Source organism: Legionella israelensis, assembly GCF_004571175.1.
Taxonomy (GTDB): domain Bacteria; phylum Pseudomonadota; class Gammaproteobacteria; order Legionellales; family Legionellaceae; genus Legionella_D; species Legionella_D israelensis.
Genome location: NZ_CP038273.1, coordinates 622,068 through 645,608 on the forward strand (window position 1 = coordinate 622,068; position 23,541 = coordinate 645,608).

The following is a 23,541-nucleotide window of genomic DNA, read 5'->3' on the forward strand; positions in this document are numbered from 1 at the left end:
GTTAAATACAAAGTTTTGCCCACACAACTGCTATTCTCTATATTTGTTTATCCTCTTGCTCAATGCACTTATATCTACTCTTTGTAAGCACTGTAAAGTTTAAGCTTGAATTATAAACTGTTTCCATGGTCAACTATATTTAAATGGACGACGATTTTTAAGGAAAACCATGCAAATTCTTTATCCATCGATTAAACCTTACGCCACCCATCAATTACCTGTTGGAAAGCCGCATGTATTATATATTGAGGAAACCGGAAACAGGGAAGGCATTCCCGTGATGATCCTTCACGCAGGACCCGGGGCAGGTGGCAGCAACCACTTGCGACGCTTTTTTGACCCCCGTCATTATCGAATTATTCTTTTTGATCAGCGAGGATGCGGACGTTCTACGCCTCACGCAGAAACACGTGATAATTCTACTCCGGCCTTACTCGATGATATAGAAGCCATTCGCGCCCATTTGCAGCTTAATCATTTTGTTCTTTTTGGTGGCGGCTGGGGATCCTTGCTGGCCTTACTGTATGCCGAGCTTTATCCTCAGAACGTCACGGCCCTGTTATTGCACCAGATCTTTCTGGGGCGACAACAGGATATAGACTGGTTATATAAATTTGGCGCTAATCAGGTTTATCCGGATTACTGGCAAGAATTCAGTCAATTCGTGCCAGAAGACCAACTTGATAACATTCCTCTTTACTATGCTGAATGTTTACAAGGCAATAATGAGCTGGCCAGGATGAGTGCTGCGAAAAACTGGGCCCTCTGGCAAGCACGATGTAGCTCTATGCAACCTCATCTTAATGTGATTGATCAGTACAGTGATCCACATTTTGCTCTTGCCTTATCCACATTAGAATCCCATTTCATCTCTCACCGATATTTCATTGAGGAAGGACAAATTTTAGAAAATGCCCACAAGATACGACATATTCCCGCTTATTTAATCCATGGCCGTTACGATATGATCTGTCCTCTGACAGGAGCCTGGGCGCTTCACCAATTACTCCCGGCATCAAGTCTTCGCATTATTCGGGATGCAGGGCATTCGGATCAGGAACCAGGAATCATTGATGCTCTGATTCAGGCCAGTGTGGAAATCTGCAAACAAAATATGGACGCTTGTTAATTTTTGAAACGAGCAGACTATACCTACAATCACATGCCGTTAATTTCATTTTTAAAACTTGGTTTTCTGTTGTAAGATAATTTTATAAGAAAAATAAACTGATAAATCATGCGATTAATTCCACCTGTTTTGACCTTAATTGGTTCAGTTTTACTGTGTTCCTGTATTCATAAAGGACCTAATCCGGATGATCCTTATGAACCGATTAACAGGGAAATATATAAGTTTAATATGGCCTTTGATGCAACCATGTTAAAGCCTGTGGCAAAAATCTATAAGGCCGTTCTTCCCGGCAAGATTCGTGAAGGCATCAATAACGCCTATAATAACGTCAATATGATACCTACTACAGCCAACGATCTACTGCAGGCAGAATGGGGTTACGCACTGAAAGACAGTTGGCGATTCATTATCAACTCCACTTTTGGCATTGCTGGTATTTGGGATCCGGCAGCAAAATGGGGTCTGCCACCTCGCAGCAATGACTTAGGGATTACCCTGGCTAAATGGGGTGACAAAAAATCCCCCTATATTGTCATTCCTTTTTTGGGACCAAGTACTATTCGTGACGGGATGGGGATGATGTTTGAGTATTCCTTATTGACTCCTTACCCTTATATCGAAGATCAAGTGGTGCTTTATTCTTTACTGGGTTTACGATACGTGGATCTGCGCTCTCAACTGTTAGATACGGAACGCTTAATGAGTCAGGCTCTGGACCAGTATGCTTTTCTTCGAGATGCTTACCTGCAACACCGTCAATATCAAATTACAGGCCAACAACAGGGAGGAGAACTGGGAGCTTTATATGTAGATGAAGAGGAAGAGTTAGGCGACTTTATTGATGATGAGCCAGCGCCCACAGACAACAATTCCTTGAAGCCAACCGAGCAGGAAAAAAATGCTGCACGTCACCCTGTATCAGCCTGAAATACCGCCAAATACAGGAAACATAATACGTTTATGTGCAAACAGTGGCGCCAGGTTGCATCTTATTCATCCTCTTGGCTTCACTCTGGATGATAAACGAATGCGGAGAGCTGGCCTGGATTATCATGAATGGGCAACGGTCATACATTATGACAGCGAAGAGGCTTTTGTTGAACAAAATCAGCAAAGACGGATTTTTGCCTGCTCCACAAAAGGTAACACTCGTTATACGGATATTGTTTATCAAGACGAAGATATGTTGCTGTTTGGTCCTGAAACACGTGGACTTCCAGAAAAATTGCGCCATTTGTTCCAGAGCATTCGCATCCCTATGTGTGAGCAAAGCCGCAGTCTTAATCTGTCCAATTCTGTCGCTATTATCTTGTTTGAAGCATGGCGACAATGTGAATTTATGGGGAGCGAATAGCAGCAAGATGACGTAAAAAATCTCCTGCTATATCGAGATGGGTTTCAGCAGCGATTTCCTGAATACAGGTAGGGCTGGTCACATTAACCTCTGTTAAATAATTACCGATAACATCAATACCTACAAAATACAAGCCTTTGGCTTTGAGAGTAGCGTTTATCTGCTGACATATCCACTTATCTCTTTCAGTGATTTCAACCACTTTTCCCTGAGCACCAGCCGCTAGATTTCCCCTCAATTCTCCTTTCGCTGGAATACGGGCCAGAGCATAAGGAACAGGCTCACCGTTAATCAGAAGTATACGTTTATCCCCGCTTGAGCTAATTTCAGAAATATAGGTCTGAGCCATGACGCTTCTTGTCCCACTACCAGAAAGCATCTCCAAAATGACCGACAAGTTTCTGCCAGCGGCATCTACATGAAAAACAGATTTTCCACCCATGCCTTCCAAGGGTTTGTATATGACATTTTTGTGTTGTTGCCAAAAGGAACGTAAGCGATGAATGTCCCGGCTCACCAGAGTTTCAGGGCAGCACTGAGGAAAATTCAAGGTAAAAAATTTCTCATTGGCATCACGAAGACTTTGCGGTTTATTGGCAACCAGCACGCCATTTTTTTCAGCAAGTTCTAATGCATAGGTGGCGTAAATGTATTCAATGTCAAAAGGAGGATCCTTACGCATTAAGATGATATCAAAATCATTGAGAGAGCGTTCCCCTAAAGGAGATATTTCTGCCCAATGTGCAGAAGTTTCATCCGTCACTCGAACAGAGTGCATACGGGCAAAGGCATTACCCTTTTGACAATAGAGATCCGCAAGCGTAAAAAAAGCACATGTCCAACCCATGGATTGAGCGCTTTTTATCATGGCAACTGTGGAATCTTTGTAGGGCTTTATCTGTTCTAAAGGATCCATGAGCACGGCCAGTCTCATTATTCTCCTCCAATGGCAGCAATTTCTCTGGCGGCTGCAAGCGTTGCCAATCGGGCAATAACTCCATAAGCATAAAAACGATTGGTGGAATCAGCGGGGGCCAGGTCATCTCTGGGTGTATTACAAGGTTCAGCGAAAGCCAAAGGCTCAAAATGCATACCCGGGGCATTTAAATTTTCATCTTTTCCTTTACTCTGATGCACACGATAAAAACCTCCCACCACGTATTGACCGATCATATAAACTACCGGTTCAGCCACCGCTCCATCAGGCATGGTTTCAAAGCTGTGCACACCTTCCTGAATAATGACTCGCTCGACTTTTTGACTGCCTTTCGTGGCCGCCATTCCTTTGCGTTGTTTTCGATTCATATTTCTGATTTGATCTCCACTTTGCACCATCATGACTGACATTCCGTAGGTTCCGCTATCTGCCTTTACAGCCACAAAAGGTGTGTCCTCAATATAGTAATCGCTGTACTTCCATTTAATCGCATCCAGAAGTTTATCGACTTGCTCGGCAAGTTCCTCTACTCCCTCCTGAGCCATAAAATCAACACCTTCCACAAAAGAGAAATAAGGGTTAATTAACCAGGGGTCAATTTGAATCAATTCAGCAAATTCTCTGGCCACCACCTCGAAAAATTGAAAATGACTGGATTTCAACCTTGAGGTCCATCCCAGTTTTGCGGTAGGTCTGATTCGTTGATTCAAACCCTGCAATATCTCAGGAACACCGGAAGACAAGTCGTTATTCAATAACAACAAACAAGGATTAAAATTATCCAGACCTACTTTATCACCTTGTCGCTGAAGCGGTTCCAGCAATACCGTGTTGCCCTTGTCCACTTCGATTTCCACAGGTTCTTTCAATAGCGGGTCCAGGCTGCCGATACGTACTATAAATCCGGCTTTAACAAAAATATCCCTCAACACAGTCAGGCTTTGCATGTAAAATTTGTTACGGGTATGACTTTCCGGAAGCAGCAAAATACGAGTACAATCGGGGATGTAGTCAATAAGAGCAGCCTGGGCTGCCTGAATACATAAAGGTAAAAAATCAGGATTTAAATTATTAAAACCGGCGGGGAACAAGTTAGTATCTACCGGTGACAGTTTCAATTTTGCGTGACGCAAGTCCACAGAAGAAGTCAAAGGAGGTGGTGTCTCCTGCCATTTTTTGCGAAACCAGGCTTCAATAATGGCAATATTATTCAGTAAAACTTCCTCGATATGATGCAAAGGACCTTTATGAATCGTTGCCAAATTAGGGACCGGATTTACATTAGCATGCATCATTGCTCCAACTGTTAAAGAAGACTGGATATTACCTCAAATCCATATGCATCGCCAATGAAGATGTAAGCTTAGAACGTGATTGAAAGGAGCTGAAGGCGAACACTTTCAATCGCACCTAATTTAGCGATTCATTATTTTCCAGCACTGCAAGCTTAAAATCTCAAACCAACTCATGTTATTGAGGAATATCTACCATTATAGCCAAAAGTACAGAAGAAAATTTGTGAGCCTACTTCCCTTTTATATCATACTCACGTAAGTTATACTTTCATTATTTTGAGATAATAAATGTGTTTAAAATAAGCACTTTAAAGTCCTTATTATTGTTAATCTTACTTGGATTTATCTGGGGCTCTGGTTATTCTCTGGCCAAATATGCCATGACTCATGGCGTTCCTCCCTTAGGATATGCTTTCTGGCAAGCTTTAGGTCCCGCTGTTTTACTGTTCTCTGTTTGTTTTGCTTCTCGACAATACAGTCCGCTTCAAAAGACTAACTGGCCTTATTTTATTATCTGCGGCTTAATTGGCATCGCCATTCCTAACACCAATATGTATTTCATTTCCAGTCATATTTCTGCAGGGATGTTAGCCGTATTGGTAAATACCGTTCCTCTGATGGTTTATCCCTTAGCTTTAGTCAGCGGGCTGGAAAAGCCTGATTTTTGTCGTTTTTTCGCTTTGATCCTTGGTATGGTCGGTATCGTTCTCATCATCAAACCGGCTTCACATCCTATCGTCAGCGGATGGAGCCTGCTTGCCTTGCTCAGTCCTCTGGCTTTTGCCATCTGCTCAATTTATATAGCAAAATATAAACCTTCGAAAGTCAACTCACTGCAAGCTGCAACCGGTATGTTGATTGCTGCATCTCTATTGCTTACACCGCTCGTTTTTCAACAAAAGGCTTTTTATCCTTTAACCCCCCCTTTTACCCTGACCAAGCAGGTGATTTTATTGGAAATCATCCTCTCCAGCATAGGTTATCTCATTTTTTTCATGTTAATCCGTCTGGCAGGTCCCGTTTTTTACAGTTTAACCGGCGGAATAGTAGCTTTAACCGGTCTTTTCTGGGGGTATATTGTTTTTGCTGAAAAACCCGATTTTTCACAGATGATGGCTGTAAGCTGCATTATTGCGGCTATTTTTCTGTTATCATGGCGACAATCAAAACAACAGGGAGTATGAATTCATGTTGACGGAATTTACTCAACAATACGGTAACCAGATTCAGAATTTTATGATTTTGCTCATGCTGGTTAATGCTATTCTTCACGTTATTTTTGCCGGAGGAATCGCACGCGATGCCGGTAATTTATATAAAATCGGTCAAAAAACAGCCCTTGTTTCCGCACCCACCTGGGCTTTTGCCACCTTAATCGGTGGAGTGATAGTTGCTGCCATTTATTGGTTTATTCATCACTCAACGTTAACACGCCCAGTCAGCCGGGAAAAAAATTATGAATGAGCAAAAAATCAAAACCATTGATGTCCATCTGCTGAAAGAATTAAAGCAAAATAATCCAGGGCTTTGCCTCATCGATGTACGAGAACATCATGAATGGCGGTCATTGCGTATACCAGGTGCTTTGCATATCCCGAAGGATGAAATTCCCCATTGCATCAGCCAAACCATACCCGATAAAACGCAACCCGTTTATCTTCATTGCAAATCCGGTGTACGTTCTCTTTATGCAGCAAGCTGTCTGTTGGAAATGGGATATGAGGAAGTTTATTCTGTCGATGGTGGTATCATCGACTGGGCTGCCTGCGGTTATCCTGTTGAACAATAGAACATCCTGTAACTAACGGTCAGATTTAAGTTCAAGATGGACCAAATACGGCCGTTCAACAAAAGGTTGATCTCTTACAGCTAAGCGATGACAACACACCCTGCTTGCAGGGCGTGCTCATTATCCTTAAATTTTCTAATATGTAGGGGTTACTTTGTTCTCGTCATTCTCAGTTGTCCCCTTGGAAGTGTGATCACTCCGTCTACCAAAGTTCCAAAAACTACTGCCATGGCCTCCTGTTTTAGCTGCCTCCTCTTTTTTCTTTTGATTCTCTTCCTCTTCTTTTCTTTGCTTCACTTCTTTTATAAGTATATCAACACTATTATCAAATATAAGATTTCTTTCAGCCGACAGAATGGCATTTCCTTTTTTCCAAAGAACGTTAAGATTGTCCAGCTTTTTAGGCGTAGAAACCCCGTATCCATTAATGTCAGAATAGATGGTGTTTTCCAGCATTACTTTTTTTGAATGAACATTAGTAAAAATTTGATCAGAAACAAATTTCATTGCAGTAGAGGTTAAACTAAAAACATCTTCCTCCCCTAATACATTCTCCTCATTAGTCCCAATGATACTGGTTAATATTCTTTGAAACTTACTGTTATCGGGACTACGAATATAATAAGTGTCTGAAATCATTTCCCTGAAAAGATAAGCAAGACCAGTAAGTGTCCTTGCTTTTATATGTGGATCCTTTCCGCTTTTATCAAGATCAGTAACAGATGATGAATTAAGCTTATTAATGGACGCGCGCAGAAATTGAATCTCTCTCTGTCTTTCAGTGGGAAGATTTTCTTCTTCTTTAACTTTATGATACTCCATTAACTCTTTAACACCACGCTCAAATTCATCCTTTAGCACATCAAAACTTTTAAGAGTAAATCCCATTTTTCTCTCCTTAAAAATCCATTAACTATGGTTTAGGTGCAATAAAACACCTAAGCCAGTTTAAACCAATTAAATACTAACGTCATGAGGTTTTTTTAATAACCTCAACTCGGAGTTTTAATATGAATTATCCTGTTGTTTTAGTATAAGAAAATTACGAATTCTATATCACTGAGCATTCGAAAAAACAATCTGTTCTATTTTATTTATTAAAGAAAACTTGCAATCCATATGGTTTCCAAGATAATTGGAAGCATCACAAAGATGCTCATCTATCTATCATGAAAAAATTACTGTATGTTTTATTATTCGTTTTCCCCCTCCTCCATCATGGAACGACTCTAAAACAACCAAGGTTCATCCTATTGGTTGTCATCGATCAATTACGAGGAGATTTAATTGATTTGCATCGTCAGCAATTTGGTGAAAATGGATTCAATTATCTACTTCAGCATGGTATTGATTTCCATAACACGCATCATCCGCATGCCAATACATCAACCTGCCCAGGTCATGCAACGATTGCTACAGGCAGTTATCCTGCTTTACACGGCGTGGTCGATAATAACTGGTATCATCGTTCGACAGGGAGGTTTATGTATTGCATGGAGGACGAACACTCCCCCATATTAGCGACTTCTCATACGAAAACACTGCCTGCAGGGCGCTCACCTGCCAATCTTATGGCCTCAACCTTGGCTGATGAACTCCTGCTTGCCAAAGCAGGAAGAGCTTATGCCGTATCGCTAAAAGATCGCGCAGCCATTAGCTTAGCCGGTCACGCAGGCAAAGCCTTTTGGTTTGATAAAGAAAATGGCGGCTTTGTGACCAGTCGCTGGTATTATGAAAAATATCCCCGGTGGGTGAATGAATGGAATCGCCAGTATGAGCCTGAAGCTGTCACCTGGAATCTAGGTCAGACAAAAACCTTTTATCTCTTTGCAGATGCACCTCGCTTCAAAAACCGCTTTCAATCTTTTGGGAAACATTTTCCCCATTTTACGGGAGAACCATCGTCAACACATTATTTTAAATTTTTATCCATGACCCCCATAGCTGACAAGCTTACTGCTGATTTCGCTGAACATCTGATTATTGAAGAAAAACTTGGGCAGAAGCAGGGGAAGACTGATTATTTAGGTGTCAGTTTTTCGGCAAATGATGCGATAGGACATCAATTTGGCCCAAACAGCCTTGAAGTCGAAGACAATATACTGAAACTGGATAAAACCCTTGGCCATTTGCTGACGGTGATTGATAAGCACGTTGGATTAGACAATACCTTAATTGTATTAACGGCTGATCATGGAGTTAGTGACACCCCGACATATCTTAAAAATCATCAAATTAAAGAAATTAACCCTATCCCTGCTACCGCTCTAAAACAAACGATTCAGCAACATTTAAAAACGAGATTTAATCTCCCAGAGTCAGCCTTGTTAAAAATTGCCCCACCTTTTATCTATCTTAATAAGCCTTTTCTTCAGCAACAGCAAATTGACATACAAGAGGTAAGCCATTATCTTGCCGGGCAATTAAATGGATTTCCCGGCATTTATAAAGCTTATTCCTTACCTGTCACTGCTGATAACAGGGATTGGATAAGCGAAAAAGTCAATCGAATGGCTTACCCGGAACGAAGTGGCGACATCTATCTAGTTACCCTCCCTTATCAATCCTATGACAAAAAAAGTGAAAGAAGAGTTGCTCACGGCAGTCCCTGGAAATATGACAGTTTTGTGCCATTATTATTTGTAAGCCCAGCTTTTAAAGCACAAACTATCCATAAGGCAGTATCGACTACAGATATCGCACCGACGCTTACTGAAATTTTAAGAATAAAATCACCTTCAGCTTCTGTTGGCCAACCGTTGGATAATGTACTTGTATATTTTGATGATTGACCCAATATAATATAAAGCTGTTCCAGCGTAACAGCAGGAAAAAACAGGATGCAAACTCTTCAAAACATGAGTTTTTCTTTTAGCTTGGAAAAATGCTTCTGCATAAAAACCAGTTTGAGGAATTGTTATGAATAATATAAAAACCTTTATCTTATTAGCTGCTCTCACAGCCTTATTATTGATCATAGGAAGCTTGTTAGGAGGTCGTGCAGGGTTAATGATTGCTTTGGTTTTTGCTGTAGTGATGAATTTCAGTGCTTATTGGTTTTCCGATAAGATCGTTCTTCACATGTATCATGCTGAACCTTTAAATGAAAATCATCCTGTCTACACCATCGTCTCACGATTAGCGGAAAAAGCACAATTACCTGTGCCCAGAGTCTATATCGTCGACAATCCAACGCCCAACGCATTTGCTACTGGCCGCAATCCACAAAATGCCTGTATTGCTGTAACCTCAGGTTTACTAGAAAGACTCAGCTCCGAAGAATTAACCGGAGTTTTGGCCCATGAACTGGCACATGTTGCTCACCGCGATACTTTTATCAGTGTAGTTGCTGCCACTCTTGCCGGAGCCATCAGCGGAATTGCCAATTTGTTCATGTGGACATCCATGTTTTCCAATTCCTCCGAAGAAGGCCACACTAACCCGTTTGTTGCTATATTAATGATGATTTTAGCTCCTATTGCTGCCGCTCTTATCCAAATGGCCGTATCACGTTCAAGAGAATATGAGGCTGATGCAGGAGGTGCACAACTATGCGGGCAACCTTTATGGCTGGCTAATGCACTGGCAAAACTCGAAAACGCTAATCGTCAGGAACAATTTAATGACGCTGAAACACATCCTGCAACCGCACATCTTTTTATTGTCAACCCTTTAAGCAGCGAACGTCTGACGGCTTTATTTGCTACACATCCTCCCATTTCAGAACGAATCAAACGCCTTCAGGACATGGCAAGATGAATAATGCGATGCCAATGTCAACAAGTTCGCATATGGACACGTCTGACGTGAATCTTAGCTTGATAACAGCGCAAAAAAGCCTTACTATTTGCGCAAAATTTTTTATGATAGAAACATGAGTAAAAAAACGATCATTATTGGGATTTCCGGCCCTTCGGCCTCAGGTAAAAGTCTTCTGGCAAATACTTTAGTTAATGAACTGGGTTCTGATCAGGTCGTAGTGATTTCCGAAGATGCTTATTATAAAGATAACAGCCATCTCCCTTTTGCTGAAAGAGAAAAGATCAATTACGATCATCCCGATGCTTTTGATCATGCCTTGCTATGCGAGCATTTACGTCAGCTGCAACAAGGAAACCCGGTTGATATCCCCACTTATTCCCATTCGGAACATATTCGTCTTCCAACTGCTCGCCGTATTGGACAACACGCCATCATTATTCTTGAGGGGATTTTATTATTTACCGACAAGGCTTTGCGTGAAATCATGGATATACGAATTTTTATGTCCACTCCCCTGGACATCTGTCTCACCCGACGCATGAAAAGAGATATTGTCGAAAGACAACGTAATTTTGAATCTGTATTGCATCAATATGAAACAACAGTGCGTCCTATGTACCTGCAATTTATAGAACCTTCCAGCCGATATGCTGATCTTATTGTACCGCGAGGTGGTGAAAATCGCATTGCCATCGAAATGATTCAGGCTAAAATGCGGGAGCTACTTGCCTCACATACTAATAATAATTAATTAAGGAGTTATGAGATCATGGGATTTTTATCAGGAAAAAAAGCACTGATTGTAGGTTTAGCCAGCAATCGATCCATTGCTTATGGCATTGCCAAAGCATTCCATGAACAAGGTGCAGAACTTGCCTTAACATATCAAAACGAAAAGTTACGCAGCCGTGTCGAAAGCATGGCTGCTGAATTTGATTCTCAACTAACTTTTCCTTGTGATGTCTCCAGTGATCAAGACATTCAAGCACTGTTTGAACAACTTGGATCTCATTGGGATAAAATGGATATTCTTGTACATTCCGTTGCATTTGCACCGGCCGATCAAATCAGTGGAGACTTCATATCCAGCGTAAATCGTGAAGGTTTCAGAATAGCACATGATATCAGCGCTTACAGCTTGATTGCACTTGCTCAAGCCGCTTTGCCTATGATGGAGAATACGGAAGGTTCTATATTAACATTAAGTTATTATGGTGCAGAAAAAGCCGTTCCAAATTACAATGTTATGGGAATCGCTAAAGCCAGCCTTGAAGCTTCTGTGCGTTATCTCGCAGCAAGCCTTGGACCTAAAGGCTTGCGAGTTAATGCCATTTCCGCAGGCCCTATCAAAACTTTGGCAGCCTCCGGAGTTAAAGATTTTCGTAAAATGCAAGACGCGTATGCACAAAATACGCCTTTAAAACGCAATATCACGGCACTAGAAGTGGGCCAAAGTGCGGCGTTCTTATGCTCAAACCTTGCTTCCGGTATTACGGGAGAAGTTGTTCATGTTGACGCAGGTTACCATGCCGTAGCCATGGGCAATCTGGTTGAAAAAGCATGATGAATATCCGTCCAATATAAAAACATTTATCGGACTTAAAGGATAAATGCTCGGATTTGAGTGTAAGTTGAGCTAAAATCACGCTATAGAAAGCCAAGTGAGATTTTAGCTCAAGCTCAACACAGTACAGCACAGAAACTGAGCAATTGCTGTTTAAAGAATTGTTTTATGAATGACGCATGGGTAAATTGCCGTTTAAACGGTAGGTGATGTAATCAAGTAATAGCTATTAGCCTGAAATCAGAATTAACAGCATTTTTTGAAAAGTTATTTTCATGATTTATTCTTTGAATTCCTTTTCGTCAAAATTCCGTCATCGCAGTCTATCAAGCTGTCTGATAAAATTCTGAAAGAGCTAAGACAATGCAGTAAATATTATCATTTTATAACTTCAACGTCTCGCTCTTGAACTTCAGGACAAATCATACCACTTAAAGCATAAACAATAAGACGTCATTGTGAATGAAGTTAAGCCATTGTAAGTTTGTTTTTTATGAGCATCGATCTGGATTGCGCTCGCAATGGCGGTAATTAGTTTTTAATTGGACAAAGTATGATTTTGCCCTGTCTTGAACCTGGGAAAGCAACTTTGGAATCCAGAGCTGAAAAATCAATGGCGTTTAATATCGGCTTTTTTTAGTAAACTGTTCACATATAAATCATATGCAGTCATGCCGTAACTTGCTTCGATTTGTTGAGCAATGCTCTTTTGTTGTTCCTTATCCAAATCGGTCATTTTCCCATCGTTTATAGATTTTAAATGCACCAATGCATAATTGCCGCTGGAGAGCAAATGGCCATTTTTTTTATCGGTTTTGCTAATGCTGAACGCGATATTATTAATAATTGAATTGACTTGCTCTGTCTCACGAGACGCTTTGATTACATTATGCCAGTTTAATTGGTATTTATCCGTTAACTGTTTTTCCGTTTTATTATCAGCCGTTAACAGGACTTCACCCAATTGTTTTGCCTTGTCGATTGCCTTCTGTTTTATCAATTTAGTTTCTATTTGATTCTTAACAGCCGTCAATGGTAGCTGAACAGGTTTCAAATGTTTTTGCACACGCAAAACAATCACTGAGTCATCATCTACTTGAATGGGGTCACTATTATTTCCTAATACCAATACGTCATGACTGAATGCCGCATTAATAACAGATTTGTTTTGTGTCAAGCTCGTATCGCCACCCTGCCTTCCAAAAGGTTGAGTACTGCGAACAGGTAAATTTAATTCATCTGCTACAGGTTTTAAAGAATCAGGATTTTGATAACTTAAGTCGGATAACGCCTCTAAAGTACGATTATATTTTGCCTGCGCAGCTTCTGTAATTAGCTGCTCCTTTATAGTCTTTTTTACTTTATTAAAAGAAACAACGGACGCTGGTTTATAATCCAGTAACTTGAATATTTCAAACCCGTAGCTGGTTCTGACTGGAGCAGATATCTGATCCTGCTGAGTCAGCTGCACTAATGTTTTATCATATTCAGTTTGCCCAGCAACCAACCAAGGTAATATTCCATCATCTTTCAAGGATAATTTATCATCGGAGACACGTTTGACCCACTCACTAAATTGCCCGGGGTTCTTTTTCAAAACATCATATGCTTCTTCAGCCTTCACTTTGATTTTTTTAATATCTTCTGGGTCAGCACCCTCAGGAACAGCAAAAAGAATATGGGAAACTCTCCATTGCGCCGGCTTTAAATAATTATTTTTATTCTCTTCGTAGTACCGCCTGGCTTCAGCATCAGAAATTTCAATATCAGCTTTGATGTTTTTCATCGAAAGCTCTATATAATTTAAACTAACTTTTTCTTTGGTCTTAAATTGATTTTGATGTTTTTTGTAATAATTTTGGACGTCTTCTTCACTGATGTTGATTTTGTCAGAAAATAATGCATAAGGAATAAGCAGGTAATCGTAAGTACGTGTTTGCATAAATAAACGAACAAATTGTCGAATTTCACCGGGCAGAGCAAAGGACGTTCCAATAAAAGCAAAGCGCTGTTGGTTAAGAAGCATCCCCTGCTTGACTTCTTTTTGAAAAGTTTCCGGGGTGAATAAAGCGCCACTTAAAGCCATCTGGTACCGCTCACGAGAAAAACGTCCGTCCTCTTGAAATTGAGGTATGTTGACAATAGCTGCATTGGCCTGCTCAACACCAACTTCAAAACCATTTTTACGTGCAGCCTGAACACTGACAGTATTCACTACCATCTGCTCCAGCACATTTTTTTGCAGTCTTTTATCTTCTTCAAGGGTGATTTGCGCAGAATCTCTTTGAGCACGTGCACGTCTATAATTGGTTTCAAACGCTTGATATTTAATCGATTCATCATTGACGACAGCTTTTACGTCAGCAGCTTGCCGGGATTGAAGATAATAATCCACACCAAACAAAGTGAAAGTAATAGCGATTAAGATAATGATTAACCAGGCAATAAGACCTTGAATGCGTTCATTTAACTTCTGTAGCATATCCAGAGTTCCATTTTTAATAATCAACTCGCATAAAGATTTATCGAATATAACTGTTATCTACCAGCTATTATTTGCTGCCTCTAAGAGGAAAACGATTCTAAAAAATAAAAAACAGAATCACATCTCATATTTAAAATCATTTTCTCTTACTGCATTTATTATCTAAAAGTACTGTAGTGTGGAATATAGATTTAAAGATAATAAAAAGAAACGCGCCTTAAGCGCGTTAACATGGCGGAGTGGACGGGACTCGAACCCGCGACCCCCGGCGTGACAGGCCGGTATTCTAACCAACTGAACTACCACTCCAAATCTTGGTGGGTGCTGCAGGGATCGAACCTGCGACCCTCGCCTTGTAAGGGCGATGCTCTCCCAGCTGAGCTAAGCACCCTCAACAACTCATCCTTCCTGAGCAGCTTCTTTTAACTTTTTGCCCGCTTTAAATTTAACAACTCTGGAAGCTTCGATAACAATAGGAGCACCCGTTTGCGGGTTTCTTCCTGTACGTGCTGAACGATTAACTGTTGAGAAAGAACCAAAACCAGGTAAAACAATTTGACCACCTTCTTTAATTACATCAGTTACGGTTGTCATAAAAGTATCGAGAACTCTACTCGCGTCAGCTTTCGTTACACCTGAACCGCTTGCAATAGCATCAACTAATTCACTCTTATTCATTATTTCCCCTTAACAGTTAGTCTTCCATTTTCTGGAATGATTTAAACATTTAAATAACTCCAGTCTAAACTATCTAATCCTTGACATGCCCGCCAGTAGCGGGCAACGAGAGAAATATACCTCTTATTACTGAGTATGTAAATCTTTATTTTTCCTTTTTTTTGATCTTTTTTCTTTGACTGTACTATCTGTAGATTTTTTGTCGTTTTTTTGTATAGGATTTCGTTGTAAAGCCAACTCTAATACCTGTTCAATATACTTAACAGGATGAATGTTTATTTTTTTAAGCACATTTTCTGGAATTTCTTTTAAGTCCTTGGAATTTTGCTCTGGAATAATCACATGACGGATTCCTCCCCGATGAGCAGCCAGCAGCTTTTCCTTTAGCCCACCAATGGGTAACACCTCACCACGGAGAGTAATTTCTCCTGTCATGGCCACATCCGCCCGAACAGGAATTTCTGTAAGAACAGAAACCAAAGCCGTACACATGCCTATACCGGCGCTTGGACCATCTTTCGGAGTCGCACCTTCCGGAACATGAATGTGAAAGTCATGCTTATCATAAAAATCCTCGGCTACAGCAAAAGATTTGGCACGACTTCTTACCACAGTCATTGCCGCCTCAATAGACTCTTTCATCACATCACCCAACTGGCCAGTTTGAATGGTTTTACCTTTGCCAGGCATCTTTGAAGCTTCAATGACCAGCAGTTCGCCTCCAACACTCGTCCATGCTAACCCCGTCACTTGTCCTATGCGGTCAAATTCCTCGGCCAGACCATAACGGAATTTTTTCACGCCTAAAAATTTTTCAAGGTTATTTACGGTCACATTTACTTTTTTAATACGTTTCTGCGTTAAAATATCTTTCACTACTTTCCTGCAGATACTGGCGATATCACGTTCAAGATTTCTCACGCCAGCTTCGCGGGTATAATGACGAATAATATCTCGAACAGCCCCCTCGCTAATATGTAATTCTTCTTTTTTCAAGCCGTTGAGTACCATTTGCTTAGGAGTGAGATAATTCTCAGCAATATGAACTTTTTCATCCTCTGTATAGCCTGCCAGCCTTATTACCTCCATTCGATCCAGAAGAGGGGCTGGAATTTCCAATGAGTTGGCTGTGGCAATGAACATCACGTCACTTAAATCATAATCCACTTCCAGATAGTGATCGCTAAACGTATGGTTTTGCTCCGGATCCAGTACTTCTAACAAAGCTGAGGCCGGATCACCACGAAAATCCATAGCCATCTTGTCTACTTCATCCAGCATAATCAGTGGATTTTTTACACCTGCCTTGCATAGTTTCTGAATGATTTTTCCTGGCATTGAGCCGATATATGTCCTTCTGTGCCCACGAATTTCCGCTTCATCGCGCACACCACCTAAAGCGATTCGTATGAACGTACGTCCAGTGGCATTAGCGATGGATTGTCCTAATGAAGTTTTTCCAACACCTGGAGGGCCAACCAGACAGAGAATAGGACCTTTCAGACGTTTTACTCTTTGTTGAACAGCCAAGTATTCAATAATTCGTTCTTTGATTTTTTCAAGACCATAATGGTCTTTATCCAGGATCTTCTCCGCTTTCAATAAATCAAATTGAATTTTATTTTTTTTCTTCCAGGGCACAGAAAGCATCCAGTCAAGATAGTTACGAATGACCGTTGCTTCTGCAGACATCGGAGACATCATTTTAAGTTTATTAAGCTCAGTGATGGCTTTTTCTTTAGCTTCCTTGGGCATTCCTGCTTTTTTGATGGATTTTTCCATCTGTTCAATTTCGCTGCCTTCCTCACTTATCTCACCTAATTCTTTCTGAATAGCTTTGATTTGCTCATTCAAATAATATTCACGTTGGCTTTTCTCCATCTGCCGTTTTACCCGCCCCCGCACGCGCTTCTCAACGTGCAGAAGATCAATTTCGTTTTCCAGCAGAGCCATTAAACGTTCAAGCCTCGTGCCGACATCCATGATTTCCAGCAATTCCTGTTTATCTTCGACTTTTAAAGTCAAATGAGCCGCAATGGTATCGGCCAAACGACTAGGATCATCAATTCCTGTCAGCGAAGATAATACCTCAGGAGGAATTTTTTTATTTAATTTGATGTATTGCTCAAATTGAGACATCAGCGAACGCATTAAAATATCAATTTCCTGAGCTTTTAATGCCTCACTTTTTTCTTCAATACTTTCCAGATCAGCTTGAATATATCCATTTTCTATGGAATAAGATTTTACTTTGGCTCGTTTTTCACCCTCGACCAGAACTTTTACTGTTCCATCCGGAAGTTTCAATAATTGCAAAACACTTGAGACAGTTCCAACCGAAAAAATATCCTCAGGGGATGGATCATCGTTGGAAGATTTACGCTGCGCAACTAAAAAGATCTGCTTGTTATCGACCATGGCTGCTTCCAGCGCTTTAATTGATTTATCCCGTCCTACAAATAAAGGAATAACCATATATGGATAAACAACAACATCCCTCAATGGCAGAACTGGCATATTTGACATTTCTTCATTCTCAATCGACATAGATAACCCTTATTCAGATAATCCCTGGATTCTGTAACATGTTCTGTTCACAAAATATGAGAGCCTGGATACAAGCTCATTTATTTTGTCTCAAATGACAGAAAAACAGAAGTTTAATAAAATCATATACTTCATGCCAAGCTGTTCCAAGTTTTTTCACTGTTTTTTAAAAACACGGCCTCTTTATATCAGAGTCTATTGACTTTTCATTTCAGGGCAAATGCGCAAACGAAATGTCAACAGAACCTGGCATGAATTTCATAAATACAGACAAGAATTTAAATATAAACCCTTAAAGCAATTGTACAGGAGTTTTTCGATGGTGATAGCAGAATTGAAGTTTTTAGTGATACAAAGCATTAAGCCGGCTTAATCATTATTTTTAATATAAAAACAGGCAAATACTTAGCTTATTACCTTTATCATATCAGTTGAAAAGCCGGACCAAATATTTATTCTCTACCACTGAAGGCTTGCTTTGTATCTTCCCCTTCATATATTAATAATGGTTTACCCATATTATTAACAACATTATCATCAATCACCACTTTTTTCACACCATCAAGAGATGGTAATTCATACATGGTGTCTAATAGGATATTTTCAAGTATTGTCCTTAATCCTCGGGCGCCAATTTTACGATCCAACGCTTTTTTAGCAATAAGACGAAGAGCTTCTTCACGGAATTCCAGTTCAACATTTTCCATTTTGAACAGGGATTGGAATTGTTTAGTCAACGCATTTTTAGGTGTGGTTAAAATATCGACCAATGCATCTTCATCCAGTTCATGTAACGTCGTTACGACGGGTAAACGACCGACAAATTCCGGGATTAAGCCATATTTTACCAAATCTTCGGACTCGAGCTGGGCTAGGATTTTAGCCAGTTCCTCGCTACTGTCTTTTTTGGAAGCCGGTGAGGCGGAAAAGCCTATACCTGACTTATCACTTCTTTCACGAATCAGTTTGTCTATTCCTGCAAATGCACCTCCGCAGATAAATAATATATTGGAAGTATCAACCTGGAGAAATTCCTGTTGCGGATGTTTACGGCCACCTTGTGGAGGAACAGAGGCAACAGTACCTTCAATGAGTTTTAACAGAGCCTGCTGAACGCCTTCGCCAGAAACATCTCTCGTAATAGAGGGATTATCTGATTTTCGGGAAATTTTATCGATCTCGTCAATGTAAACAATGCCTTGCTGAGCCTTATCTACATCATAATCACATTTCTGCAATAATTTCTGAATGATATTTTCTACATCTTCTCCTACGTAACCGGCTTCAGTCAACGTAGTGGCATCAGCCATTGTAAATGGCACATTCAGAATGCGAGCCAAAGTCTGCGCTAACAAAGTCTTACCGCTTCCCGTAGGCCCGATTAATAAGATGTTACTCTTGCTGAGCTCAACTCCGTCTTCATTTTTGTACTGCAATCGTTTGTAGTGGTTATAAACGGCTACGGATAAAACCTTTTTCGCTTGGGATTGTCCAATCACATATTCATCAAGAAAGGCAGATATTTCTTTGGGAGCAGGCAAGCGAATTTCAGTTTCTTCCTGAACTTCCTGTGTTTCTTCACGGATGATATCATTACACAACTCAACACATTCATCACAAACAAACACAGAAGGCCCTGCAATCAGTTTTTTCACTTCATGCTGGCTCTTTCCGCAAAACGAACAATATAAAATTTTATCATCATTCCCGTTACCGGTTTTACTCATCTAGAAACCCCTTTTTTACTACTTCACAACCTGCATCATAGCATATCAATGATAAGTGCCAAATTTCACTTTAAGACCACAAAAAAACTCTGTCACAGGCTCTATTAAAATTTTAGACAATTCAAAAAAATTCGCCAGTTTGGCCGTTTCATCATAAAGCAAACAAAAATTTGAGCAAAACGCTGTGCCAGCAAAGGCCGGTATCAGCCTTAATTTGTCGCCAGGAAATCTCATGACAGCACAACCTAAGTTCAAGCGTATATAAACCTGGAATTTGTCTACTGCTCCTCTTTAGCAAATGCGCCTCGGTCGTAAAGCACTTTATCTACCAAGCCATATTCCGCGGATTTCTCTGCACTCATAAAGTTATCACGTTCAGTATCACGCATGATCTGATCAGGTGTTTTTCTGGTATGTTTTGCCATAATGCTGTTTAATCGCTCTCTCACAGCAAGAGTTTCTCGAGCATGGATTTCAATATCAGTAGCTTGTCCTCTATAACCGCCTAAAGGTTGATGAATCATTACACGGGAATTAGGCAAGCAATAACGTTTTCCTTCTGCACCGGCACACAACAGCAAAGCCGCAGCACTAGCGGCTTGCCCAATACATAAAGTACTAACATCCGGTTTGATGAATTGCATGGTGTCATAGATCGCGAGACCTGCAGTAACAACGCCGCCGGGAGAATTAATATAAAGAGAAATGTCTTTATCCGGATTTTCCGATTCCAGAAACAGCAACTGAGCTACGACAAGGTTAGCCATGTGATCTTCTACTTCGCCTAAAAGAAAAATAATTCTTTCTTTTAAAAGTCGGGAATAAATATCATAAGAGCGCTCTCCTCTTGAAGTTTGCTCTATGACCATTGGCACAAGACCACTGGCATTACGAATGAGATTTTCTGAATACCCCGTCATGCTTAATCTCCTTTATTTTCATCATCTTTTTTAGGGTTCATCACTTCATCATAGCTCAATTCTTTTTCTTTTATGGTGGCTTGTGAGACAATTTTTTCAGCAACGACATCTTCCAGAACCAATGCCTCAATCTCAGCCCTGTGCTCTTTATTACTTTTATATAATGAACGCAGTTCATCAGGTTTCTCATAAGCTCCGGCAAGCTTGTCGATAGTGGCCTCAACACGCTCATCATCAGCAATCAATTCATGCTTTTTAACGTATTCGGAAAACAACAGTCCGAGATGAACACGTCGCTTTGCCTGTTCCTCAAAAAGTTCACGAGGGAAATCAGGTATTTTTTCATTGTCATGATGCTCATGACCAAAAAGACGATGGTACATATCGTGCTTCAGATGCTCTATTTCCTTGTCAATCAAGGCTGCAGGCAGGTCAAAAACATTTATTTCCATTAATTTATCAAAGACTTTTTCCTTATTCATGGCATTGACTCGGCGTTCTAACTCCCTTTCCATGTTTTCTTTTATATCTTTTTTTAACGCCTCAACGCCACCTTCCCCGACATTGAATTTTTCAGCAAATGCATCGTTTAATTCCGGTTTTTCACCTTCCAGGATGTTTTTAATGGTTATTTTAAATGTTGCTTTCTTTCCAGCAAGTTCTTTATGTCCATAATCATCAGGAAAGTTCACATCAACATCAAATGTTTCATCTTTCTTATGCCCTTCAATACCTTCTTCGAAACCTGGAATCATTGAGCCGGAGCCAATGATTACTTCGTAATCGTTAGCCGAACCGCCCTCAAAAGGCTCGCCATCAATGCTGCCTTCAAAATCAATAATGACCTTATCGTCTTTTTTCACTTTACGAGAGACTTCTTTCCACTCCTTGTTTTGTTCTCGTAACCTTTCTATCATTTCATCTACGTCTTTATCTTTAACTTCACTTTTTATTCTTTCAACTTCTTTCTTATCCAGTTCCACAATCTCAAATTCAGGAAAAATTTCAAATGTTGCTGTATAGGTAAAATCTTTTCCAGCTTCTATGGTTTGAGGATCGACATAAGGATAGCCGGCTGGATTCAAATCTTTTTCTTTCAGGGCTTCATATAACGTAGATTGAACCATGTCTCTGGCAACTTCCTGACGGACGTTATCTGAAAAGCGGCTTTTAATCACGTGCATGGGAACTTTACCTGGACGGAAACCATCAATCTTTACTTTGCGAGCAAGATCTCTGAGACGTTCGCTCACCTCTTCCTCAATTTTCTCGGCAGGTACGGATATGGTTAATTTTCTCTCTAAACCATTCAGGGTCTCAACAGAAACTTGCATTAAATCACCTCTCAGATATTTGACTTTCGACATATGGTGCGAAAGGAGAGACTCGAACTCTCACGGGTTACCCCACTGGAACCTAAATCCAGCGCGTCTACCAGTTCCGCCACTTTCGCTGACAGGATGGAATTATCGGATAGTATGTCTTTCTTGTAAAGACTCGTGAAGCAACTAAAATAATAGAACATTTTCTTTTGATGTGGGGTGAACGATGGGACTCGAACCCACGACAACCGGGATCACAACCCGGGGCTCTACCAACTGAGCTACGCTCACCATATTAAAACGACCAAGAATCAAGGCCTGTACAATAGCACAGAACAAATTTTGATTCAAAAACCTGCCTGCCTATGGCACGCCCGGCAGGATTCGAACCTGCTACCCTCGGCTTAGAAGGCCGATGCTCTATCCAGATGAGCTACGGGCGCATTTGCAATGGTCGGGGTGGAGGGATTCGAACCCCCGACATCCTGCTCCCAAAGCAGGCGCGCTACCAGACTGCGCTACACCCCGTAACCCGTCTTAAAGACAGAGCGCAAATGATACTCGCTGCTTTTACCAAGGTCAATACTTTCTGTAAATCATATTTTTGATGATGATAGGCTTTAAATAAAATCATGATTCCAGACATTAAGATTTGGCAAATCCTTTACCTTATCACCTCTTTTAAGTTAAATTTTTCATTTAATATCTAATCCATATAAATAATGAAAATACGCTTATTGCCTTTATTTGACAGTATTCATCAGTTGCATAAAAACATGGAAAACGTAGTCCTCCCTAATCCGGTGTATGTAAAAGATTTCCTCCATGCTTTGAATTTTCTCAAAAGTTATTCTGGAAGTCTTGGAACCTTTAACAGTTACCGAAGAGAGGTTGAACGACTACTCCAATGGTGCTGGCATATCAAAAAAATGATGCTGCCGGAACTTAAACGTGATGACATTGAGGAATATCTCCGCTTTTGCCAAAATCCACCCAAATCCTGGATTGCTTTGAAAAAAGTACCACGATACATTGAAAAAGATGGTAAATATCAACCTAATGAGAACTGGCGCCCTTTTGTCGTCACCTTGCGTAAATCGGCCAGGAAACAAGGCGCTACCGCATCCGTAGAACAATTTAATCTCTCGCAGGGAGCCATTCAGGAAATCTTTGCCATTCTCAGCACTTTTTTTAATTTTTTAATTGCTGAAGAATATATGAACTCAAATCCCGTGGCTCTGATTAGGCAAAAAAGTAAATTCATTCGTAAGAAACAACAAAATGCACCTATCCGACGCTTAAGTAATGAGCAATGGCAAACGGTTCTTGATGTCGCAGAAGAGCTCGCTCTCGAGAATCCAGAAAAACATGAGCGAACGAGATTTATACTCAGTTTATTGTTTGGCATGTACTTAAGAATTTCCGAGTTGGCAGCCAGTGAGCGCTGGATTCCTACCATGAATGATTTTTCCAAAGACAGTTACGGTCATTGGTGGTTTACCACCGTCGGTAAAGGTAACAAGGAACGACAAATCGCCGTCAGCGAAGCCATGCTTGAGAGTCTTATACGCTGGCGCAGCTTTTTAGGATTACCCCCTCTTCCCTCGCCATCAGACAATTTCCCGCTCATTCCCAAAATACGTGGAACAGGCCCTATGAGTGATACGGCACCTATTCGCAGACTGGTTCAGTTGTGCTTTGATAAAGCAGCCGAGCAGCTGCGACAGGCAAACCGTCCGGAAGAAGCCGATAACCTGGCCGCCGCTACCGTCCACTGGCTCAGGCATACGGGAATTTCGGAAGATGTGAAAACAAGGCCACGGGAACATGTGCGTGATGATGCCGGACATAGTTCCAGTGCAACGACGGATCGGTACATTGATGTGGAAAAACAGGAACGTTACCGATCGGCACGTAAAAAAAGGATTGTTCCAACTGCCGAGACTCAATGATCGAATCAGTTCCAAGCCATTTATTCTTAACTCACTCAGATGACGCAGCACAGTATTTTAGGATTGCACCCACATGA

General features: G+C 40.7%; 20 protein-coding genes and 6 tRNA genes. 11 read left to right on the forward strand and 15 right to left on the reverse strand.

The window, feature by feature from the left end; genetic code table 11:
* The first annotated feature begins 169 nt into the window (after positions 1–169).
* The 3 genes from pip (at position 170) to trmL (ending at position 2,486) form a co-directional block, all read left to right on the forward strand.
* Positions 170–1,129, forward strand: a complete 960-nt coding sequence (pip, locus tag E4T55_RS02655; RefSeq protein WP_058501165.1) for a prolyl aminopeptidase — start codon at positions 170–172, stop codon at positions 1,127–1,129.
* 108 nt (positions 1,130–1,237) lie between these two features.
* Complete coding sequence (locus E4T55_RS02660) at positions 1,238–2,059, forward strand: MlaA family lipoprotein (protein WP_058501166.1); 822 nt, start codon at positions 1,238–1,240, stop codon at positions 2,057–2,059.
* Positions 2,031–2,486, forward strand: coding sequence for a tRNA (uridine(34)/cytosine(34)/5-carboxymethylaminomethyluridine(34)-2'-O)-methyltransferase TrmL (gene trmL / locus E4T55_RS02665; RefSeq protein ID WP_058501167.1), 456 nt, complete (start codon positions 2,031–2,033; stop codon positions 2,484–2,486). Before E4T55_RS02660 ends, trmL begins: the two co-directional genes overlap by 29 nt.
* On the opposite strand, the gene gshB is transcribed toward trmL, so the two are convergent.
* Positions 2,470–3,420, reverse strand: a complete 951-nt coding sequence (gene gshB / locus E4T55_RS02670) for a glutathione synthase (RefSeq protein ID WP_058501168.1) — start codon at positions 3,418–3,420, stop codon at positions 2,470–2,472. The genes trmL and gshB overlap by 17 nt on opposite strands.
* On the reverse strand, positions 3,420–4,715 hold the full coding sequence (gshA, locus tag E4T55_RS02675; RefSeq protein WP_058501169.1) for a glutamate--cysteine ligase: 1,296 nt from the start codon (positions 4,713–4,715) through the stop codon (positions 3,420–3,422). The genes gshB and gshA overlap by 1 nt, the downstream gene beginning before the upstream one ends.
* Before the next feature lie 293 nt (positions 4,716–5,008).
* Here gshA and E4T55_RS02680 point away from each other — a divergent pair, with 293 nt between their 5' ends.
* From E4T55_RS02680 to E4T55_RS02690, 3 genes are read left to right on the forward strand one after another with little or no spacing between them, the layout of a single operon-like run.
* Entirely contained in the window at positions 5,009–5,902 is an 894-nt protein-coding gene (locus E4T55_RS02680; protein WP_058501170.1) for a DMT family transporter, read from the forward strand.
* A 4-nt stretch (positions 5,903–5,906) separates the two neighbouring features.
* A complete protein-coding gene (locus E4T55_RS02685; RefSeq protein ID WP_058501171.1) occupies positions 5,907–6,182 on the forward strand; it encodes a hypothetical protein in 276 nt (91 codons plus the stop codon).
* Positions 6,175–6,507: a rhodanese-like domain-containing protein gene (locus E4T55_RS02690; RefSeq protein WP_058501172.1), complete on the forward strand. Its 333-nt coding sequence runs from the start codon at positions 6,175–6,177 to the stop codon at positions 6,505–6,507. The genes E4T55_RS02685 and E4T55_RS02690 overlap by 8 nt, the downstream gene beginning before the upstream one ends.
* 135 nt (positions 6,508–6,642) lie before the next feature.
* Here E4T55_RS02690 and E4T55_RS02695 read toward each other — a convergent pair whose 3' ends face one another.
* Entirely contained in the window at positions 6,643–7,395 is a 753-nt protein-coding gene (locus E4T55_RS02695) for a hypothetical protein (RefSeq protein ID WP_058501173.1), read from the reverse strand.
* A gap of 281 nt (positions 7,396–7,676) precedes the next feature.
* Between E4T55_RS02695 and E4T55_RS02700 the strand changes: the two genes are divergently transcribed.
* The 4 genes from E4T55_RS02700 (at position 7,677) to E4T55_RS02715 (ending at position 11,833) form a co-directional block, all read left to right on the forward strand.
* On the forward strand, positions 7,677–9,299 hold the full coding sequence (locus E4T55_RS02700; RefSeq protein WP_058501174.1) for an alkaline phosphatase family protein: 1,623 nt from the start codon (positions 7,677–7,679) through the stop codon (positions 9,297–9,299).
* A 127-nt stretch (positions 9,300–9,426) separates the two neighbouring features.
* Positions 9,427–10,266, forward strand: a complete 840-nt coding sequence (gene htpX, locus E4T55_RS02705; protein ID WP_058501175.1) for a zinc metalloprotease HtpX — start codon at positions 9,427–9,429, stop codon at positions 10,264–10,266.
* A 115-nt stretch (positions 10,267–10,381) separates the two neighbouring features.
* Complete coding sequence (gene udk / locus E4T55_RS02710) at positions 10,382–11,020, forward strand: uridine kinase (RefSeq protein WP_058501176.1); 639 nt, start codon at positions 10,382–10,384, stop codon at positions 11,018–11,020.
* A gap of 18 nt (positions 11,021–11,038) precedes the next feature.
* Positions 11,039–11,833 (forward strand): enoyl-ACP reductase FabI, encoded by a 795-nt coding sequence (locus tag E4T55_RS02715; protein WP_058501177.1) that lies wholly within the window; start codon positions 11,039–11,041, stop codon positions 11,831–11,833.
* Positions 11,834–12,443: 610 nt separating this feature from the next.
* Here E4T55_RS02715 and E4T55_RS02720 read toward each other — a convergent pair.
* From E4T55_RS02720 to E4T55_RS02775, 12 genes are all read right to left on the reverse strand, one after another.
* The gene (locus tag E4T55_RS02720) at positions 12,444–14,315 is read right to left on the reverse strand and encodes a SurA N-terminal domain-containing protein (protein WP_058501178.1); all 1,872 of its coding nucleotides are present in this window, start codon (positions 14,313–14,315) and stop codon (positions 12,444–12,446) included.
* 235 nt (positions 14,316–14,550) lie between these two features.
* Positions 14,551–14,627 (reverse strand) — tRNA-Asp (locus E4T55_RS02725).
* A gap of 6 nt (positions 14,628–14,633) precedes the next feature.
* Positions 14,634–14,709, reverse strand: a tRNA-Val gene (locus tag E4T55_RS02730).
* Positions 14,710–14,717: 8 nt separating this feature from the next.
* A complete protein-coding gene (locus tag E4T55_RS02735) occupies positions 14,718–14,996 on the reverse strand; it encodes an HU family DNA-binding protein (RefSeq protein ID WP_058501179.1) in 279 nt (92 codons plus the stop codon).
* Between the two features lie 126 nt (positions 14,997–15,122).
* Positions 15,123–17,543, reverse strand: coding sequence for an endopeptidase La (gene lon, locus E4T55_RS02740; RefSeq protein WP_058501180.1), 2,421 nt, complete (start codon positions 17,541–17,543; stop codon positions 15,123–15,125).
* A 452-nt stretch (positions 17,544–17,995) separates the two neighbouring features.
* Positions 17,996–19,270, reverse strand: coding sequence for an ATP-dependent Clp protease ATP-binding subunit ClpX (clpX, locus tag E4T55_RS02745; protein ID WP_058501181.1), 1,275 nt, complete (start codon positions 19,268–19,270; stop codon positions 17,996–17,998).
* 278 nt (positions 19,271–19,548) lie between these two features.
* Positions 19,549–20,190, reverse strand: a complete 642-nt coding sequence (gene clpP, locus E4T55_RS02750; RefSeq protein WP_058501183.1) for an ATP-dependent Clp endopeptidase proteolytic subunit ClpP — start codon at positions 20,188–20,190, stop codon at positions 19,549–19,551.
* Between the two features lie 2 nt (positions 20,191–20,192).
* Positions 20,193–21,524, reverse strand: coding sequence for a trigger factor (gene tig, locus E4T55_RS02755; RefSeq protein WP_058501199.1), 1,332 nt, complete (start codon positions 21,522–21,524; stop codon positions 20,193–20,195).
* A gap of 34 nt (positions 21,525–21,558) precedes the next feature.
* Positions 21,559–21,643 (reverse strand) — tRNA-Leu (locus tag E4T55_RS02760).
* Positions 21,644–21,727: 84 nt separating this feature from the next.
* Positions 21,728–21,803 (reverse strand) — tRNA-His (locus E4T55_RS02765).
* Between the two features lie 75 nt (positions 21,804–21,878).
* Positions 21,879–21,955 (reverse strand) — tRNA-Arg (locus E4T55_RS02770).
* A gap of 8 nt (positions 21,956–21,963) precedes the next feature.
* A tRNA-Pro gene (locus E4T55_RS02775) sits at positions 21,964–22,040 on the reverse strand.
* Between the two features lie 194 nt (positions 22,041–22,234).
* Here E4T55_RS02775 and E4T55_RS02780 point away from each other — a divergent pair.
* On the forward strand, positions 22,235–23,464 hold the full coding sequence (locus E4T55_RS02780; RefSeq protein ID WP_058501184.1) for a tyrosine-type recombinase/integrase: 1,230 nt from the start codon (positions 22,235–22,237) through the stop codon (positions 23,462–23,464).
* Positions 23,465–23,541: the final 77 nt, after the last annotated feature.